The sequence below is a fragment of the Brevibacterium limosum genome (assembly GCF_011617705.1).
GTDB classification, from domain to species: Bacteria; Actinomycetota; Actinomycetes; order Actinomycetales; family Brevibacteriaceae; genus Brevibacterium; species Brevibacterium limosum.
The window spans coordinates 2,955,070-2,973,240 of the sequence record NZ_CP050154.1 but is presented as its reverse complement, the minus strand read 5'-3'; the positions used below and the strand labels follow the sequence as shown (position 1 = coordinate 2,973,240).

Here is an 18,171-nt window from a genome sequence, read left to right as displayed (position 1 = left end):
CTCACAAGATATCCGCTGAGACCCGGTCTGTGTCGAAATCGAGTTGACTTCCCATCATCTGGGAATTGCTCAGGTGGAGGTGAAACGGTCACCTGCGCCGAGGCGGGAGCGTGGGTGCGATGGCGCAGCGACGGTACGGTCGCCTCGGTGGCGGTGGCCGTCATGCGACTTTGAGCGGTCAGGGCATAGGGTGAACTCATGAGCTTTCTGCAGTTCCTGAACGAACGAGGCATCCATGAGCGCCCCGGCCCCGGGAGTCGACCACTGGTGATCGCGCATCGAGGGTATTCGGCAGTCGTGCCCGAGAACAGTCTGGCCGCGGTCGACGCGGCTCGCGCGCTCGGAGTCGACTTCATCGAGGTCGACACCTCGACCAGCGCCGATGGTGTGCCCGTGATCCTCCACGACCCGGATCTGGACCGGACCACCAATCGCAAAGGCCCCGTCGCCAGCCTCACCGCCGAAGAGCTGTCGTTCGTCGACGCGGGCTCTTGGATGGGTCCGGGATTCCACGGAGTGCGGATCCCCACCCTGTCGGCCGTGATGCGCGACATCCAGCACCGAGGCGGCGAGCTTCTGCTCGAGCTCAAGGGGGAGTGGTCATCGGGCGCGGTGGCGAGGATCTCTGAGTTGGTTGTGGAGACCGGAATCGCCGACCGGATGATCGTCCAGTCGTTCAATATAGAGACGCTTGAGACCTGTCGAGACATGCTGCCGATGGTGGCTCGCTTCCTGTTGCGCATGGTTCCCAAGCCCGAAGATATCGAGATCGCTCGTGAGCTCGGAGCGGTGGCGATCAATCCTTCCTACAAGGGGTTTTCCATGCGCAGATCGGTGGTCACCGAGATCATGGACAACGACCTCGGTGTCTTCGTTTGGACCGTGGATGGGATGAACGAATGGCGGGAGCTCCTCGGGGCCGAGGTCGACGGGATCATCACGAACCACCCCGGTCGTCTGCAGGGATTCCTCGCGGGTCGATTCGACCCCGTGAAATAGGAATCCCCACTGGTCGTGACGCTGAGGCAGCGAGGACTTCTGCGAGCCTCGGTGCGGACTCAATCGTCTGTGAGTGAGGTCACTTTGTCCCAATTTGCCCTGGGAATGCGAACCCGTGTAAATTCTTACCTGTTGCCCCGATAGCTCAGTCGGCAGAGCATCTCCATGGTAAGGAGAAGGTCAAGGGTTCGATTCCCTTTCGGGGCTCTCGTGCCGCCTGGAATGCGGCGCTGGGGCGGGGTAGCTCAGCTGGTTAGAGCGCACGACTCATAATCGTGAGGTCGGGAGATCGAGACTCCCTCCCGCTACTTCGGAGGAACCTTCATCCATTGGATGGGGGTTTTTCTCATTCACGAGCTCCTCACCGAGCAATTGCGCGAGCGAAATTCCAAGCCACGAGGAGACTTCGGCCAGCTCACCAATACTCCAAGGAGTCTTACCCTTCATCCGGAATGACAAGCTAGTGGCGCTCAGGTCGAGCATCTGCGCTAGCCGCTTCTGAGTGATCTGTCGCCTGCCAAGCCAGCTGCGAATCTCGTTTGAAACCCTCAGGTTGAAGGCGGTTCCCGTTTCGATGTTTGTGCTGTGTTCGGTGATGGTCATGACAAACACTTTACCGTGTGAGGCAGACGCGAGCAACGAAAAATGACTTTCAGTGTGCGCCACGCAAACGTGATGCTTGAAGTGTTTGTGTGAGCCAAATAGTCTGTCGCTATGACTTACCTAGAGCTATTGAGAGCAAATATTGGTGCGGAACTTGGCCGCCGCAGCTTCCACCAGAAAGATGCCGCAGAAGCGTTGGGACTGAGTAAGGGCAGCTTTTCAGCGAAGCTTCACGGGCGCGGGAGCTTCAAAGTCGATGAGCTCATACAGCTCGCACGGTGGCTTGGAGTCCCCTTCTCACGGCTTGTCGAGGGATTCGACGATGCCGATGAAATCACTTCGCCGCTGGCGGGTGCCCAGTGAATAGCACGGTGCTGGCAAGCCTGTTCTCGAAAGTTGAAGCACGCGAGCTTACGGATGAGCTGAAAGCTGATTATGGTGCGCTCCAAGTAAAAATTTCCTCAGCGTGGAAGGGGCGTATCTGGATCCCACTCGGCTATGAATCGTGGCAAGAGTACCTGGACATTGAGTTTCAGAACGTAAGCCTCCGCCCACCCAAGGAACTCGAAGAGCAGATCGTTGCAGAGCTCCGTGCCGCCGGTATGAGTACTCGTGGCATAGCGTCAGCGACTGAAATCAGCGAGCCCACAGTGCGACGGCGAATTGCAGCAGGTGCGTCAAATGACGCAAGTGGGCAGTCCCCTGCAGAAGTCGTGGGCCTTGACGGAAAGCGCTATTCCTCAAACACACCGCATCCGGCACCACGTTCCTCTGATGAGGACATTATTGATGCCGAGGTCCTCGACGAGGACGACCTCGTTGACCGGTCGGTAGCTGATCTCGGGCTCGAACCGGCAACCGTGAACCTCAGCCCAACGGGGAACACACTGGGGCGTGAACACGTGATCCGCGCAATCCATGATCTCCACTTCGGTGCCTCGTCACCACTGACGATGGTCAAGAAGAAGTCGAAGCTGCTCGAGACTGCGTTCGCCGGAGGAATGGGTGACCTGGAATCCCTCGACGCTGATGAAATCCAAGACCTCGGGCGAGACGTCGCGGACACTGCAGCGGTTCTGTCTGACTTGCTCACCGCAATCGCTACGCAGCGTGCCAGCACCTTCGTTGGGACAATCACCGATGCCGACACGACTGGCTCAATCGGTAAAACGATCCGCAACCTGCAAATCATCGCGGGCGACCAGTCATGATTCGGCCGCATTCGTTCCTCGCGCGATTCGGCAGCGGACCCCGCTTCATCGTCGATACCAATGGTGCTGACGCAGCTGTCTTTATCGATCCAATCGGTGTGGGTGACCGGCTAGCCGTCGTTGGTAGTTCCACAGTGACGTACCGACGATTCACCCCTGTCGCGCCAGAAGTCCGCCAGTGCGAGCTTCCAGTCGTCGGTGACGTACCACTGCGAAGTGTCGTCACCGGTGCTGTGGCGTTCGTGGTCGGCACGATTTTGTCGTTAGCTGCCAACGTCGGGTTCTTCATAGTCCTGGTCCCCGCGGCGGCGGTAGGCGTGCAACTGCTCACGAGTGGTGTTCGTAGGGACCGCCAATTCGGGACCAGTAAGTCCTTCGTGGTCCCCAGCCTCGGCGACGCCCGCCAATCTCGGCCGCCAGTTGGATGGTCCGGGACCGTCGATATCGTCCCGACCGAATGGGCGAAGTCAACAAAACGCCAACCCGAACTGATCCCACCCATTTGCGGATGGGCTCGGGCACACCTACACGCACTCTCGTTGGCAACTGAGATCGCCGATGGTCGCGCCCACGCCGACCGGGCGGCTGGAACTCCTGTCGAGGCCAGTGTGAACGCGAAGCTGACTGAACTGACAGATCAACTCGAGTTGATTGCTCACGAACAGTCCTGGGTGGAAGAAGATATCCGCCTCGAGTTGGCGCAACTGACCATTGCCGACGCCGAAACAGAAAGCGTCGATGCACAGAACCGGGCCCAGGACTGGCTCGATGACGAATGGAGGAACCAATGAAGGAAACCCCCACCAACGCTCCTGACACCGCGGATTCGCAAACTCATGATCCCGAAGACGTCAAAGGGACCGCACCCGAAGGTACGGCCCCAGCTAGCGCCATGGAAGAGCTTAATTTCTACAACACTAGCACCGCTGAGAATACACGTTCGGAGGCCGCTATGCCTACGAGTCCACCACCCCATGCAGAGAAAGCGCCGGGAAAGTCGAACTCTCGAATCAACCCGGATGATCCGAGATTCGTACGAGTCATCACGGTCGGCGTTGCATTCGCGGGCCTCGTCGCGTTCGCGGTGTCGTTCGTCACCCTGATGGAAGTTGGTGCCTGGCTGGGTCTGCCGTCATGGATGCATTGGGCAATTCCGGCATTCATCGACACCGCAATCCTCGTATACGCAGGATCTGTACTCATCCATAAAACCCGAGGTGAGCGGACATGGCCGTCCTGGTTGCTGCTGGGCACCTTCACCAGCCTGTCGGTGATTGCCAACGCCGCACATGCTCTGGCCTACGGGCAAGCACAGACAGCCTGGCAGGGCATCATCGGTGCGGTGATCGCCGGAATGGTTCCCATGGCCGTGTTCGCCGCGACGGAGCAGCTCTCCCGCGTGGCCGTTGAAGACCCCATCTCACGCCGTCACGAGCTCGAGGCTCAGGCAACGTGGTTGGCCGAGCAGGCCGAGCGGGAACGTCGACAGCTCGAAGTCGAAGCCGAACGCGAGCAAGCCCGTCAGCAGGCCGAGCTGGCGCGTGAGCAGCACGTGACAGAGCTCGAGGTCGTCAGGGCCCAGCGTGCAGGGCTGACTGCTCGGGCCGCAAGCGCGGCCGAATCGGGACAACTGTTTGCTCTGCCCTCGGCTGATACGGAACCGACTGACGCCACGACTGAGCCAGAGACGAAATCGGAGACGGCCCCTCGGCGTATGCGAGCGGTGGCCGGTCGCGAAGCGATCATCGAGTTCATCAGCGACCGTTCCGCCCAGGGGGTGGAGACCTCGGGGGCCGATCTGGCCGCGAAGTTTGGGTTCAGCGATAAGACCGGCCGTCGGAGGCTGGCCGAGCTGCGTGAGGCCCGACCTGAGCTCTTCCAGGCAGAGACCAATGAGTAAGTACACGGACATCCACAGTGCGCGAGATCGAGGAGTGGGCATGACGGAGAAACCAATCGAAGACCCCGTTGAGGAAGTCGAAGGTCAACTGGACCTGCTCGCGGCGATCGACACAGTCGATTCTGTCGGCAACGCGGCCAGGGACTGGGCGCGAGTCGTGGCCTGCTCGGGCGCGTTCAGCACAGAACAGCTGCTGCTGGTGTGGTGCCTTACGTCCGGTATCAACGAGCACTGGGAAAGCGACTGTTCCCTCGACGATCTTGTTGCCTCCACTGGGCTGGGCCTGGAAGAGGTCAAAGCACACCTCGAGATCCTGCGGGCGGGCCAAGCCGTGGCGTGGCATTCCAGAGTCGACGGCGAAGTCGTGGCCACACCATTCACGCTCAACCAGCACTTCCCCGAGCGGAGGCCCCGGTGAACACGGCACTCACATTGAGGTGGACAACGAACGAGAGGAGGTGGTGAACGATGGCTGTCGAGATGATCACGTGGGCCAGACGACAGGTGTTCGACCGATTCGAGCTGTCGGGGCCCGAACGGTTCGTGCTCATGCTGCTGGCCGACAACGCCTCATTCGATGACGAGTCGGGACTGTGGTCGGCGTTCCCGCTACAGAACACGCTGGCCCAGGAGTCGGGGTTCAACGAGCGCACGGTGCAACGAGCGCTGCGCCGGTTCCGCGATCTGGGGCTGGTGAGCATGGAACCGCGGTACAAGAAGTCTGGCGCGAAGTCGGGGAACACGTATCGGTTCCACCCCGAGACGGTGATGGCACCGATCGTGAGGACTGAAGCTGTCCCTGACATGTCAAGCCACGACACAAAGTCGTCCCTTGAGTTTTCAAGACACGACACAGAGTCGGGTCTTGAAAACTCAAGCCACGACACACAGTCGGGTAGGCCCTCCGAGGCCCGAGAATTCAAGACACGACACACAGTCGGGTCGGCGAGTAAGGGTGGCCTTACCCGACAGAGAGTCGGGTACCACCCGACACAGAGTCGGGTCCCGCGCGCGGAGACTAACGCGGGCGCGTCTCTAACCGTCAATGAACCGTCATCGTCGTCGTCTGGTTCCAGCGACTGTGACCAGGACGTGTCACAGGATGGAACCGGTGAGACGACGACGAAGACGGCGAGGGCTTCACACGATGAGACCGGCGGTGCCAGGAGTCAGGTCCGGTTCGGGATGTATCGACCGGGCAACGCGACGGGGACGGTCAACCTGGATCGTGTCGCGGCGACCGTGACCGGATGGGGAGTCACCCCGGATCGTGACCGGCTGATCTGGCTCGTCGAGGCCATCTGTGACCGGTCAGCCCGGGCAGTCCATTCCCCAGCCTCGTTCGTGCGCACCGCGTTGCGTGGCCAGTCCGGGCTCGAATGGGCGCAGGCGATGGCCGAGGAATTCGTTGCCGATGACCGTGTGGAAGAGCCTGGCCAGGGTCCGGCCACGGGTGGTCACGGGCGAGGCCAGAAGGCGAAGTGTCCACTGCCGGGCCACGCTGCGTCAGGGTATCTGCGGGTCAACTGCCCAGAGTGCCGGATCCACCATGCGTGGCCGAGCGTTCTCGATTGGGAGATCTATGAGCAGATGACCGCGGAGATCCGTGCCCTCGTCGATGCTGAACCAGCGGTCACGGTCACCGAGAGCCCGGACACGACCGCTGACAGTGTCCGGACACACGGTGACCGGACACCGGTCACGACTGACCGGTCACGACCGAGTGGTGTCCGGTCATCTGACCGGACAGCAGCCGCCGATGAGGTCGAGGTGACCGAGGGCGACCGGGACAGCGGTCACGGTCGCCGTCGGGCCGGATGACCGGGGAAGGGATAGTGATGCAGTCATGGAAGAGCTGACCGATTCGAATGCGTCCTTCACGGGCACAGAGTTGCTGGCGGCAGTCAGGACCGTGAGCCAGCATACGATCAAGCCGCGGCTGGGCAGGGTTGGCCTGTCGCGGTGGGTACCGGATGCTGAAGGTGCGGTGTTGGAATCCGCCTGGGCGAGGAGATCAACATTTGATCCGTCGAAGGGTCTGCTCGAGGCCTGGGTGACCGGCATCGCTCGTCACCGAGTGTCGGACATCATCGCGAAGGAGAACGGTCCGGCCAATGGAGACGTGGTGATGGTTGCATCGTCGTCGGGGTGGGCAACTCCCGAGCAGGTCCTCGAAGCCGCAGCGACCAATCAGAGCGGAGGGACCGGCCCAGACATTGCCGAACAGGTGGCCGAGCATCTGGAGCTGATGTCGGTGTTGCGGCCGGTGCTGGCGGCAGCGGCCTCGGTGATGGAAACACAGTCGTTCATCGTGGGGGTGCTCACTCACATGCGCTTCGATGACGATATCGCGATGGCGGCGAAGGCGTTCGGGCTCAGTCCGGGTCGAGTGCGAGACTGCCGGAGGGCCTTTGACCTGCATTGCCAAGTCATCCGCACCGGTATGGAGCTGCGTGACCAGGTGCGTGGGCGAGGCGTCCGGGCCAGGGACCTGTTGGCATGTCTTCCCCCGAATGGGTCAGCCGGAGCTTCTGCGCGAGACACAGCGAAGGCGCTGCTGGCGTATCCAGGGGCAATCAAGGATGTTCCCGTCGATCACGTCATGACGGTGACCGGGTTTGAGCGGAACACGGCCAGACAATACATGGCCACAGCACGATCACTGCTGCAAGTCGCGGCAGGAGTACTCACCAGCGAGACAACGAAAGGACGATGAGTGACATGACAGACGAAAGAGATCCAGAGACCGGGCTGTCGATGGACACCGGGGAGAAAGAAGCCGAGCTCGAAGCCCGAATCGCTGACCGGGTGGCCGAACAGTTGGACCGACAGCAGTCCTATCGGGGCCCCTTCGGCGGTTACCGGTTTATGCGCGACCGTGGCCGACGCGCGGTTCGGGCACGGTGGGAGCACTACACGCGGTTCGTAGCTCCACCGGATGACGACGATACGCAGCACCCGGGTGTGCCCGAGGTGTTCCAAGGGCGCCGAGGGCGGGTGCTGATGGGCATGGCGGCTGTGCTGGTGTTGGCCGGCTGGTGCGTCCTTGCATGGGCACTATGGCCATGATCGGGAATCAACGGTGGACGGTGACCATCGAGGATGGTCCCGTCGGCAAGCGTGGAGCACAAGTGCTGCGACAGGTGGCCTTGGTCGAGACAACATGGGTGGCCCGCCACCGGTTGACGATGTTCTGGGCAGTGACAGCGGTGGGCGTGCTCATTGCCATTGCAGCGATCACCTCGGTACCAGCCCCGATGCAGTGGGCATTGTGGACGCTGGGTGCCACGGTAGTGGGACTCGAGATTGGCGAGATTTGGCGCGACCACTTCGGGACTCGGCGAGTATGGACGGTGCCCGAAGAATGGTGGACGTGGCCGATGCCCGTCCTCGTGACTCTGGCCCCGGTCGGGGCAGAAGTCACCCGTCTGGAAAAGGCCCACGCCAACGCAGCCACCCCCTCGACCGGGCCAGCACGAGCCAAGGCTGTCGCATTGAAAGACCAGCTTGAGCAGGCTCGGATGACGCTCGGCCTTGCTGAACTGGAACTGCGGGCCAACCTCGGCCACGACGCAGCTACCGGGTCGGCGCAGACCGGCACGGCGCTGACATTGCAGCAATTTGTCGAAAGGAACGATCGTGGCCACCGTGATCACCGGTGATGAGCGGATAGCCCTCATCGCCTTCGTTCGAGAAGGACTGACCGACTTCGACGCGCAGATGAAAGACCCGCGGCTGATACGAGAATTCGGCACGCAGCTCAACGATCGGCACAGAGATTTTGTCACCGTGTTAGAGACCCTCGAAACCAATCCGGTTGTGCATCGCGATCTGTTCGATCGGGACCAGACGAGAGACCTGCAATTCCTGGTGCAGGCAGGCTGTGACCAGCCGGACGAGATGCGTACGCGAGTAACGAGAGCTGTCAGTGATTCAGCGATTGAACAAGTCGGCACGCGCCTGGTGAAACTGACAGAGGATTTGGACGCGGAACGACGGAAGACAGACTTCCCGGTCGACCCCATCACAGCACCGACGTCACCGGCACCGACGGGGGGAGAGCCCACCGTGTCCTGAACAGTGCGAGGTGACAAACACCGCACACGACAGGGCAGTAATGGTGGCGTACTTGGCCACCCCTCATCGGAGACGCACTCATGTTTGTATCCCTCGGAAACATCACCCCACCGGTGACTGACCTGAACACAATCGCCGGGTGGATGTTGGGCACCGTGCTCGTGCTCGTCGTCGCAGGAATCTTCGTCGGACTCTGGGCCTGGATTACAGGTAAGTCGTTCAATATGTCCGAATGGGCGATGAAAGGCAAGGTCACTTTGGGCCTGTGCGTCATCGCCGCAATGCTTCTCGGATCGTTGGTGCCAGGCATCACCTGGGCATCCAAAGAGGAGTGGACGATGGCTTTATTGCCTGATGGTGCAGGCAAACGCGACATCCGGGTCGATACCGAAGCACCAGCGTCGAAATGCCAGAACAGAGTCGGAATCAAAGCCGAAGACCATCGCAAAGCCACGGACCCAGGTGATGCCTTCGCGGATCCGCCGGTGTACATGCCGACCGATGAAGAGGCACATGAGATGTATTCGGTGATCAAGAGCATTGGTGCCCGGGATTGGGACGCCGATGAGGTCAAGACCAAGACGCTGACTTGGGGAGCCCGTACCGGTGATATTCCGTCTGCCGATGACTGGAAGAAGAATTGGTACGACTACAAGGAAAAGCACGAACCGAAGTACTCGGCGATCTCCTGGCAACCAGACGGCCTCAAGGGGCCCTGCGACAACACGAACCATCATGCAGCTCCCGGAGCCAAGATCGAGGTCGTGTTCTACGAGACCTATACGAAAGCCACCGGCGACAAAGGTAAACCGAACTACACGAAGGCTGAGTACGGGTACCGCTGGTTCTCCATCCCTGTCCCCTCCGATTCCTAACCACTGCTACTGGCCACTTCGTTGTCCCAGATCGGGTACAACGACCATTTGAAAGGACACCCTTGTTATGAATACTCCCCTCACATCCCTCGACCTGGTGGCGAAGAAGGGCGTCGATCCCGGAGTCGATATCGACATGGGAGCACCGTGGATGACCGCGCTGCGTGACCTCGTCGGATACGTCGGCGGCACAGTCCTGGTCATCGCGGTCCTGGGAATCTTCGTCGGCTTGATCATCTGGATCGTGGGCAAGTTCGGCAGCATGTCGAAGGCCCAGGACGGCGGAGCCATGACCATGCTCGTGGCGGTCGCTGCCGCAGTGATCGCTGGCTCGGCGACGGCGGCTGTGGCGTGGTTCGGCGGATTCGAACTCTTCTGATCCGACCGACCCCAGAGAAAGGTTGCGAACGCGATGGCAGATAACTGGTGGGAAGACTTCGGGAACCTCCCGGAGACCTTCGCCGAGTGGGGCGAATCCATTCAAGCCGTTTTTGAGGGATCCATTGAAGCGTTCGCTGTCAGCAGCTGGGAATTCCTCAAAGGATCGTTCGAAGTCGGCGCGTTCACCAATGGTGGGGGAGGACAGGACTGGTGGGTCTCCGTGATGGGAGGCACGATCAGTGTTTATCAGGATGGTGTGCAGCAGTACACGGTGACGTATCCGGGCATGCTCAACGTCATGGTCGTGGCGATGATCCCGATCCTGATCATCTTCGTGGCCTTCCAGATCGGGCTATCACTGTTTCGCGCATCGACGGCTGGCATGCTGCGCGCCTTCGCCACTTCGGTCCTGGCAATCCCATTGACGTATGTGTGTGCGGGTCTGATCTTCCTGGGCCTGCGCGGCACCGACCAATTGACGATGTGGATCCTCGAGATCGGTGAAGACGGAACGACCGGGGATGATGTGGGCATCGGCGCGCTCTTGCGGCTGTTTGGTCTGTGGGTGAACCCGGATAAGAACGATGGTGCCGGTGGGATCGCAGTCGACGCCAACAGCGAGATCTGGGCCATGGGCCAGAGCGGTCAGCCGGGAATGATCGTCGGGCCCTTCATCGTCGCGATCATCATGCTCTTGGCGTGCCTGGTGTTGATGCTCATGATGCTCTTCCGCACGGTCGTGACGTTGCTCATGGCCATGTTCACACCTGTGGCCGTGTTCTCCCTGGGCACGGACGCAGCGAAAGGAATCGCGTCGAAGTGGGGAGGCATGGTCGTGGCTCTCTTAATGGCTAAACCGGTCGCGGCGGCGGTGATCAAGATGGGGGTGACGATGATGTCGATGTCGTCTGATTTTGTGCAGATGGCGGCCGGGATCTGCTTGGTCGTCATTTCAGCAGCGATGCCGATCCTGATGCTGAGCATCGTCTCGTTCATGACTCCAGACTCGTCGCACTCTCTGGAAAGTTCGGCCGGTCGCATGATCGGCGGCGGCGTCGGGGGCGGTACACGTCGGGCAATGCGCGGCGGGCAGAAGATCGGCGGAGCCACTTGGAGAGGTGGAAAGAGAATGTTCGGTGTCGGAGTCAAGAATCTCGCCGGTGCGAAACGAGGACGGTAAACCATGAGTCAGCAAACAGTGCAGACCAGCGAATGGGACGGGGCGCGGTTCGGAAGGGAACAGGGCACCGGCGTGGCCTTCGGCCTTGGCATGGGACAGATCATCTTCATCGGGGCCGGACTGGCCGTGGCGTTGATCGTCGTGTTCCTGTTCAACTCAGCCTTCCCCGTCAATCTCTTGCCCGCAGGCGGGGTACTCGCGGTGACTCTGGCGATCGGAGTGCCGCGGATCCAGGGAAAGTCACTACTGGAATGGGCGAGTGTAGTCCGATTCATGGTCGGTCGGCGCAGGAGAGGCCAGAACGAGTTCGTCCCCCCTACCAGCGGCGTGGCTTTGGAACACACTGAGACAGGATGGGCCACGGCCCCGCATTTGGACGTCGTCGACGGACCCGTCAAACGCTCCGATGACACAGGACGGGACAAGAAGGGCCGGATCACGGTGCCGAAGGCCACGCGTCTGGTGTTGCCGGGTGAGTTCGCCGAACTGGTGATGTACCAACTGCCTGGTGGGGCTGCGTTCATCTATGACCCGGTGGCGAAGCAGGCCATCATCATCGCCGAGATCGACACTCATAAGGCGTTCGAACTCGAGGAATTTGAAGGTCAGGAAGACCGGTTGCGGGTGTGGGCGGAGATTGAAGCGACTCTCAGTGGCATTGAGGGAGTGGCCTGGGTGCAGATGTCGGACCAGACGACCATGGTGTCGGGTCAGGCAGTGTTGGACTACTACGAATCGCGGGTCAACGAATCTGACTACCGGGTTGATCCCGTCACTGACGAACACCTGCGCAACGCTGGTCAGGAGCTCAACCCGTGGCTGCACCAGGGCCTGGTTGAGATGCTTGCCTCCGTCGAGGGGCGGCCGGTGCATACACGGTGGTTGAGCGTTGTGCTCAATCGGGATCAACTGACCAAACGCATCCAAGGGGCTGGGCGTGGGATCCGGGGCTTCATGGAAGTTGCCCTGTCGGTGATGGACACGGTGGCGGAGGCACTGCCGGAGTCTGGGACTGAAGTCGCACGGTGGCATACTCCGACATCGGCGGCAGCGCTGATCCGAACGGCGTTCGATCCTGCGTCGTCGGTGGAGGTCACTGCCAGAGGCGAGGCGGGCGTGGCAGTGGGTGCGGCCGGGCCGATGTACACGAAAACGAACCTCGGGACGTTCGAGTCCGATGGGGCAGTTCACCAGACGCTGAAGATCTCAGAGTTCCCGCGGCAGCAGGCCAAGCTGGGTTTCCTGGCCGACATTGTGTTCGCGGGTGACTTCCGGCACACGGTGAGTATGTATATGAAGCCGAGGAATGTGCGGAAGGCGTTGAAGAAGAACGAACGCGACCGGTCGACGTGGCTGACCAATGACACGGTGCGGGAGAAGGTCGGGAAGATGAACACGTTGAAGAATGACCGGCAGCGTGAGGACCTCGAGCAGGAGGAAATGGAGATGACGTCGGGTCATGCGGCGTTGTCGATGGCCGTGTATGTGACGGTGTCGGCAATGAGCGAGCCCGAACTCGAAGCACAGCTGTCGCAGCTGCGGAATCGGGTAGCACGGGCGAATTGTGAGTTGCGGCCCTTGTTTGGTCAGCAGGACTCGGCGTTCGTTGCGGCTGCGACTCCGTTGGGAAGGTTGAAACTGTGATGCGGAAGAACCAGTCGAGTGTGTTCGGTGTCATCGGGGGAGACCGAAAGGCACGGCGAGCTCAGAAACGTGAGCTGCGGCATTTGGCGCGGAAAGCGGAGATACTCAGACGCGAGGCGTCTCCGAAAGCCGATGCTGAGGCGGGGTTCCCGCGGCGGGCGTATCCGTCGGGGGGGTGAGCGTCGTGGCCGTGCTGGTGTCGGGACGGTGATGATGCGTGATCCGGGGGTCAATGTTGCCGGACATACGGCGGCGACGGCGTATCCATTTATCTCTGGTCCTGATCTGGGAGCGTTCGGTCCTCCTGTGGGTACGAATCTCGATGGAGGGGGAACGTTCTGTGTAGACCCGTGGGAGTTGTACCGGGCGAATCTCATCTCTGGCATGTCGATGCTGCTGTTCGGGACGGTTGGCACGGGTAAGTCGACGCTGGCGAAATGCTGGTGCACACGGCTGGTGCAGTTCGGGAAGAAGCTGGCTGTGGCCTCGGATCTCAAAGGTGAGTGGACGGAGGTCGTCCAGCAGCTTGGGGGAGTCGTCATTCAAATCGGCACGGGCCTGCCGACGCGGCTGAATCCGCTCGAGGAGGGGGTACGCCCGTCGGTGGATTCGATGGGCAACCAGCTCACCGATGAGGGGTGGAGCCAAATGGTGCGTACCCGTCGAATGTCGATCATGGAGACCGTCATCAAGATCCTCACGGGTCAAGAAGAGCTGACCTCGGATGAGCACACGGCCCTCGATGATGCGATCGACCGAGCCACGACCCGTGCCGAGAGTGAGCAGCGGACACCGACGGTTGTCGATATCAGTTGGGCGCTGACCGAGGGCCGCGATGACACGATCACGGATGAGGAGTTGGCGCGGGCATCGAGAAGTTTGGCGAAGACGATTCGCCGTTTGCACTCTGGTGACCTGGGCGGAATGTTCGATGGAGAGTCAACGGTGACATTTGATCCGTCTCTGCCGGCCGTGTCGATTGATACTTCCTCGATGCGGTCATCGACTCAGAAAGCACGGCGAGTGGCCAGCGCCTGCTGTGGTACGTGGATCGAAGCGATGGTGACCAACCCGGATGCTGGGCAGAGAGTCGTTGTCTACGAGGAAGGGTGGGACTCGGTGACGAACCGGGCCGACTTGCAGCGGATGGTTGAAAATTGGAAACTCGCCCGCGATTACGGCATTTTCAACATCCTCATTATGCACAAGGTCACGGATTTGAACATGGCCGGTGATTCGGGGTCACAGATGGCAGCCATGGCCCAGTCGTTGCTGGCTGATGCGGATATCAAAGTCATTTATCGACAGGACCCGGCCGCGTTGCGGGCGACGACATCGCAGCTGGAACTCAACGACAAAGAACGCGCCCAGCTGCCGGTGCTGCAGAAAGGGACCGGGCTGTGGCGGATCGGGCAGAAGACCTTCCGAGTTCGCAATACTCGCACCACTCCGGAGGCGGAGCTGTTCGACACTGACCAGAAGCTGCGGACAACGAAGTCGGTCGACGATGTCAGCATGATCGAAGACGAACATGGGCACCTGATCACAGATTGGGCAGCATGATGGGACTCTTCCAGGAACGAGAGAACACGGCACATCCGACCGGACGCGGTGATGTCATTCTCTACTGTGTGGTCGGGCTCTTTGTCGTACTCGGGGTGCTGACCGGCACGGCGATGCTGGTCAACCGGGCAGCGTGTGGGGCCTGGGCACGTCCGAATGGGATCTTCGACGTGTTCTCGTTCATCGCCGCCGGTGACCCGGCAGTGTTCGGGACGACTCCGAACGGGTGTGCGGCCTCGTCGTCGGCCGTGCTCATCGCCTGGGCGGTTGTGGCGGCTGTGATCATCACCGGGACCATCATGGGCATCATTGCCTATAGGAACTATCTGCAGTCGGATCGGTACTTTGTGAAGTCGATCCAACGACGCAACGGGATCGCCAAACGCCAGGAAGTCAAAACCATCATGGGGGCTAAGCAGGCTCGGCAGATGACGGCGAAGATTCGGCCCACCCTGCCGAAGAAGCAGCTGAGCCCGCAGCTGGGCAATATTCGCCTCGGAGTGGCCGAAGGTGTCGAATGCTGGGCAAGCATGGAAGATTCCCTGGTGCTCATCGGTCCTCCGCGGTCGGGTAAAGGTGTCAACGTTTTGGCTAATGCGATCATTGACGCGCCAGGGCCAGTCATCACCACCTCATCGAGGGCAGATAACTACGCGATGACGGCGGGTCTGCGTGCCAAGCGGGGGCCAGTGACTCTGTTCGATCCGCAAGGGTTGACGGGTAAACCCACAACGTTGAAATGGTCGCCGATCACAGGGTGTGACTCGCCACAGACGGCGAATCAGCGGGCCACGTCTCTGATCTCGTCGGCGGGATTGTCCGAGGATTCGTCGAACGCGGAATGGCGGTCGCCAGCGGTGACGATCATGCAGGCACTGTTGCACGCATGTGCACTCGTAGGCGAAAGCGTTGACACTCTCATGCTGTGGGGCACGTCTCCGGCGAAGGCCAGGGACGCGGTGAAAGTGCTGCGGGAATACGAGAGAGCCGGGCGGGCGGCGCGTGGATGGGCTGCGGCGTTGGAGTCGGTCATCGATTCGGACCCGAAGATGCGTCAGAACAAATGGTTCGGCGTCGAGAATGCGGTCTCCGGGCTGTCGGTTGATTCGGTGCGGGACGTGATGAATCCACGCACGCGTGGTGAGGCGTTCGATATTGATGAGTTCATTGCTCAATCCGGCACGCTCTACATCATCGGTACCCGCACCGGCGGGTCGAGTGCAGGCCCGTTCCTGGTGGCGATGATGGATGCCATTACCGAACGGGCCCGTGAGATTGCCGCCAAGCGGGAAGGCAACCGACTCGATCCGCCGATGGCTCTGGTCCTCGACGAGATCGCGAACATCACCCGAGCCTGGGATGGACTCGTGCCGCTCATGGCCGACGGTGGAGGTACCGGCATCACTGTGTTGGCAGTGTTCCAGTCCATGGCGCAGGTGCGCAACTCGTGGGGTGAACAGGCAGCATCGGCCCTGTTCGACGCGGCAACGATCAAGATCCTCCTCGGTGGGGCATCGAACACTGATGACTTGCAAGTGTTTTCGACCCTGGCGGGTCGGCGGAAAGTGATGCGCTCGTCAACGTCACGGCAGAAAGATGGCACGAGTGTGTCTGATCAGGTGCAGGAGATGAATGTGCTTGAGGTCGACGAGCTGCGGCGGTTGCCGTTCGGGTACACGATCATCCTGATGCGCAATAAGCGGCCGATCTTCATGCGCCTGTCGCCGTACTACAAGTCAGTCAACGCGGGACCGATCGCGGAGATGAAGAAGCTGTACGCACAATCACTGCTCGACGACGATGCTGATGAGCGGTGGGAAGCCACACTGTATGGACCGACCGCGGCCACAGCAGCCCCGGAAGAACAGGCACCGGCGGAACCTCAGGCTGCCCCGGACACGGTGGCCGAGGCCGACCCGGCGGGCACGGCTGAGCCGAACGGGCACGGCGATGACTCCGAGGTGGAGGGCTCGTCACGGCCGACCGTGACGTGGTATTGAACCATGTCTCGGTGGAGCCTGACTCGGACTGGTTCATCGTCGTATCAGTCCGGGTACCTGCGATCGCAGGCGTGGCATTGGCGTCGCCGTCGCTGGTTTCGCGACCGGCGGGCTGAAGGCGTGGAACCGGCCTGCCAAGTGTGTGGTCTGCGGTTGGAGGACACGAAGAGTTTGGATCTGCATCATGTGTCCTACGACGGGGTGATCGAGAACCCCGGCGAGACGTGGAGGGCGGCGGAATTGGATGAGGACTTGATGCCGTTGTGTCGGTCGCATCACCGGGCAGTGCACCGGCGGATGGACCGGCGACGGGAATTCTATGGGTGGGATCGCCGCCGCGCCACGATTGTGATCGTGGCGTCGTTAATCAGACAGCAAGGAGCGGGAGACAAGTGAGCGAGTCGAAGGAGGCCGTGATGGTTGACGATGTGCCACCGGTGATGGTGTGTCAGGTGTGTGGACGATTCGCTGAGGTCGAATGGCATGGGATGCGTCACGACATCGACGACCGCCATGAATGCGCTCAGAGCCGAGACGGCGGTACAGGGTATTGGTTGTGTGCTGATCTGTGCCATCGGACGGCTCACGAACTCATGGTCGACGATGGGGCACCGGGGCGGGCAGCGCGGGTGATTTCGGTGATGGTCAAACGCTTAGCCGATGCCGTGGCTGCGAAGAATCGCCGGTACCACAAGAGAGGAGACAGTGGCCATGAGTGACGACGAGACTCCCGAGGGCGAGAATGAGTCGTTGGAAGAGATTCTGGCTCGGGTCACGGCCGAGGAACAAAGTGACGACAGTAGCGGGGACGATGATGATCTGGACGCGGCGATTGCGCGTCTGACTGACCCGCAACAGATGGTGGCCTCACGACCGGCGGCACCATCGTATCTGGATGCGGGTCTGGATGCGGCACTGGCCGGTCCGAGCGCACCAGCATGGTTAGGGATGCGGTGGCGAGACATTCCGGCCGAGATGCAGCAGGAGGCGTGGGTCGACCTGCGGAGGTGGACGGACTGGTTCATCAATGATTTCCGGGTCCCGGCCACGGTGATCCCAGCGTGTTGGTTCCGCCACACAGAGTTGGTCACCGAACTGCACGCGGCGATGAATATGGAATGGAAAGCCTGGGCCGAAGGCGACCCGACTGTGAACCCGATGTGGATGTGGATTCCTCAGGCGCGGGCGATGATCGAACGGTGCCGAGCGATTTCGACTGAGCTTGGGTGTGGCGAAACCCCGCATACAGAAGAAGAGCGCATGGAGCGTGAGTATGACTCCGCCCTGTGGGATGCCACCATCTTCACCCGACGTGAGACCCGGACGGTGCCGCGTCCAACAGACGAGGACGGGGTGGTGCTCGTGCGAGCTCGCGTCGTCGACGGTGATGGTGTCATCGCCGCAACCTCGAACGTGGGTGGTGCGGGGTGCCCACGAGAGGCACATTCCGACACTGGTGCGACGCTGACGGGGGATGGAGTATCAGGCGGTGATGATACTCGACTGCGCGTGACACTCCACCAGGTGCCAGCGGACGCGATGATCGTGTGGGAGACAGCCTCGAGCGAGGACGGACCGTGGCAGAACATGGACACGGTGGACGAGGAAACCAGTGAAGCCGAGGAGACGGGGCAGTGATCGAGCCTGCGAATGTTTGTCACAGTGCCGCAATAGCCCTTTGAACGAACTCATATGACAACGGTCGCGGTCGCCGCGGCCACCGATTGGATGAGGAGTA

The 18,171-nt window shown here is 61.0% G+C and carries 20 protein-coding genes, 2 tRNA genes and 1 pseudogene; 22 read left to right on the top strand and 1 reads right to left on the bottom strand.

Annotated features, from left to right (window positions below; translation table 11 throughout):
* Positions 1 to 198 precede the first annotated feature (198 nt).
* The 3 genes from GUY37_RS13480 to GUY37_RS13470 all read left to right on the top strand — a co-directional run bounded on the left by GUY37_RS13480 (position 199) and on the right by GUY37_RS13470 (position 1,307).
* Positions 199 to 999, top strand: coding sequence for a glycerophosphodiester phosphodiesterase (locus GUY37_RS13480; protein WP_152348466.1), 801 nt, complete (start codon positions 199 to 201; stop codon positions 997 to 999).
* A 134-nt stretch (positions 1,000 to 1,133) separates the two neighbouring features.
* Positions 1,134 to 1,206: transfer RNA gene (locus GUY37_RS13475), tRNA-Thr, on the top strand.
* 27 nt (positions 1,207 to 1,233) lie between these two features.
* Positions 1,234 to 1,307: transfer RNA gene (locus tag GUY37_RS13470), tRNA-Met, on the top strand.
* Here the strand turns inward: GUY37_RS13470 and GUY37_RS19530 are convergent.
* Positions 1,267 to 1,602 carry a helix-turn-helix domain-containing protein gene (locus GUY37_RS19530; protein WP_166829782.1) on the bottom strand — a complete coding sequence of 112 codons (336 nt, stop codon included), beginning with the start codon at positions 1,600 to 1,602 and terminating at the stop codon, positions 1,267 to 1,269. The two genes, GUY37_RS13470 and GUY37_RS19530, sit on opposite strands and share 41 nt — an antisense overlap.
* A 111-nt stretch (positions 1,603 to 1,713) precedes the next feature.
* On the opposite strand from GUY37_RS19530, the gene GUY37_RS13460 reads away from it, so the two are divergent.
* The 19 genes and pseudogenes from GUY37_RS13460 (at position 1,714) to GUY37_RS13375 (ending at position 18,071) form a co-directional block, all read left to right on the top strand.
* A complete protein-coding gene (locus GUY37_RS13460) occupies positions 1,714 to 1,965 on the top strand; it encodes a helix-turn-helix domain-containing protein (protein ID WP_166820682.1) in 252 nt (83 codons plus the stop codon).
* Between the two features lie 8 nt (positions 1,966 to 1,973).
* Complete coding sequence (locus tag GUY37_RS13455; protein ID WP_166826506.1) at positions 1,974 to 2,813, top strand: hypothetical protein; 840 nt, start codon at positions 1,974 to 1,976, stop codon at positions 2,811 to 2,813.
* A gap of 539 nt (positions 2,814 to 3,352) precedes the next feature.
* Positions 3,353 to 3,604: a hypothetical protein gene (locus GUY37_RS13450; protein WP_166826503.1), complete on the top strand. Its 252-nt coding sequence runs from the start codon at positions 3,353 to 3,355 to the stop codon at positions 3,602 to 3,604.
* A complete protein-coding gene (locus GUY37_RS13445; protein WP_228278185.1) occupies positions 3,601 to 4,713 on the top strand; it encodes a DUF2637 domain-containing protein in 1,113 nt (370 codons plus the stop codon). The genes GUY37_RS13450 and GUY37_RS13445 overlap by 4 nt, the downstream gene beginning before the upstream one ends.
* Before the next feature lie 40 nt (positions 4,714 to 4,753).
* A complete protein-coding gene (locus GUY37_RS13440) occupies positions 4,754 to 5,131 on the top strand; it encodes a hypothetical protein (RefSeq protein ID WP_166826500.1) in 378 nt (125 codons plus the stop codon).
* A 50-nt stretch (positions 5,132 to 5,181) separates the two neighbouring features.
* Positions 5,182 to 5,397: pseudogene (locus GUY37_RS19525) on the top strand (helix-turn-helix domain-containing protein); the annotation flags it as partial.
* Between the two features lie 408 nt (positions 5,398 to 5,805).
* Positions 5,806 to 6,534: a hypothetical protein gene (locus tag GUY37_RS19255; protein WP_228278184.1), complete on the top strand. Its 729-nt coding sequence runs from the start codon at positions 5,806 to 5,808 to the stop codon at positions 6,532 to 6,534.
* A 25-nt stretch (positions 6,535 to 6,559) separates the two neighbouring features.
* A complete protein-coding gene (locus tag GUY37_RS13430; protein WP_166826494.1) occupies positions 6,560 to 7,429 on the top strand; it encodes a hypothetical protein in 870 nt (289 codons plus the stop codon).
* Between the two features lie 5 nt (positions 7,430 to 7,434).
* Positions 7,435 to 7,782, top strand: a complete 348-nt coding sequence (locus GUY37_RS13425) for a hypothetical protein (protein WP_166826491.1) — start codon at positions 7,435 to 7,437, stop codon at positions 7,780 to 7,782.
* Entirely contained in the window at positions 7,773 to 8,375 is a 603-nt protein-coding gene (locus GUY37_RS13420) for a hypothetical protein (RefSeq protein WP_166826488.1), read from the top strand. Before GUY37_RS13425 ends, GUY37_RS13420 begins: the two co-directional genes overlap by 10 nt.
* Complete coding sequence (locus GUY37_RS13415) at positions 8,353 to 8,790, top strand: hypothetical protein (RefSeq protein WP_166826485.1); 438 nt, start codon at positions 8,353 to 8,355, stop codon at positions 8,788 to 8,790. The genes GUY37_RS13420 and GUY37_RS13415 overlap by 23 nt, the downstream gene beginning before the upstream one ends.
* A 113-nt stretch (positions 8,791 to 8,903) precedes the next feature.
* On the top strand, positions 8,904 to 9,665 hold the full coding sequence (locus GUY37_RS13410) for a hypothetical protein (protein WP_166826483.1): 762 nt from the start codon (positions 8,904 to 8,906) through the stop codon (positions 9,663 to 9,665).
* A gap of 67 nt (positions 9,666 to 9,732) precedes the next feature.
* Positions 9,733 to 10,044 (top strand): DUF6112 family protein, encoded by a 312-nt coding sequence (locus GUY37_RS13405; RefSeq protein ID WP_166826480.1) that lies wholly within the window; start codon positions 9,733 to 9,735, stop codon positions 10,042 to 10,044.
* A 33-nt stretch (positions 10,045 to 10,077) separates the two neighbouring features.
* Positions 10,078 to 11,226: a type IV secretion system protein gene (locus tag GUY37_RS13400; protein WP_166826478.1), complete on the top strand. Its 1,149-nt coding sequence runs from the start codon at positions 10,078 to 10,080 to the stop codon at positions 11,224 to 11,226.
* A gap of 3 nt (positions 11,227 to 11,229) precedes the next feature.
* Positions 11,230 to 12,870: a PrgI family protein gene (locus GUY37_RS13395; protein ID WP_166826475.1), complete on the top strand. Its 1,641-nt coding sequence runs from the start codon at positions 11,230 to 11,232 to the stop codon at positions 12,868 to 12,870.
* Between the two features lie 384 nt (positions 12,871 to 13,254).
* Positions 13,255 to 14,433, top strand: a complete 1,179-nt coding sequence (locus GUY37_RS13390; protein ID WP_208094681.1) for a conjugal transfer protein TraC — start codon at positions 13,255 to 13,257, stop codon at positions 14,431 to 14,433.
* Positions 14,434 to 14,603: 170 nt separating this feature from the next.
* On the top strand, positions 14,604 to 16,433 hold the full coding sequence (locus tag GUY37_RS13385) for a type IV secretory system conjugative DNA transfer family protein (protein ID WP_166826472.1): 1,830 nt from the start codon (positions 14,604 to 14,606) through the stop codon (positions 16,431 to 16,433).
* Positions 16,434 to 16,825: 392 nt separating this feature from the next.
* A complete protein-coding gene (locus GUY37_RS13380; RefSeq protein WP_166826470.1) occupies positions 16,826 to 17,152 on the top strand; it encodes a hypothetical protein in 327 nt (108 codons plus the stop codon).
* Entirely contained in the window at positions 17,145 to 18,071 is a 927-nt protein-coding gene (locus tag GUY37_RS13375) for a hypothetical protein (protein WP_166826467.1), read from the top strand. Before GUY37_RS13380 ends, GUY37_RS13375 begins: the two co-directional genes overlap by 8 nt.
* Positions 18,072 to 18,171: the final 100 nt, after the last annotated feature.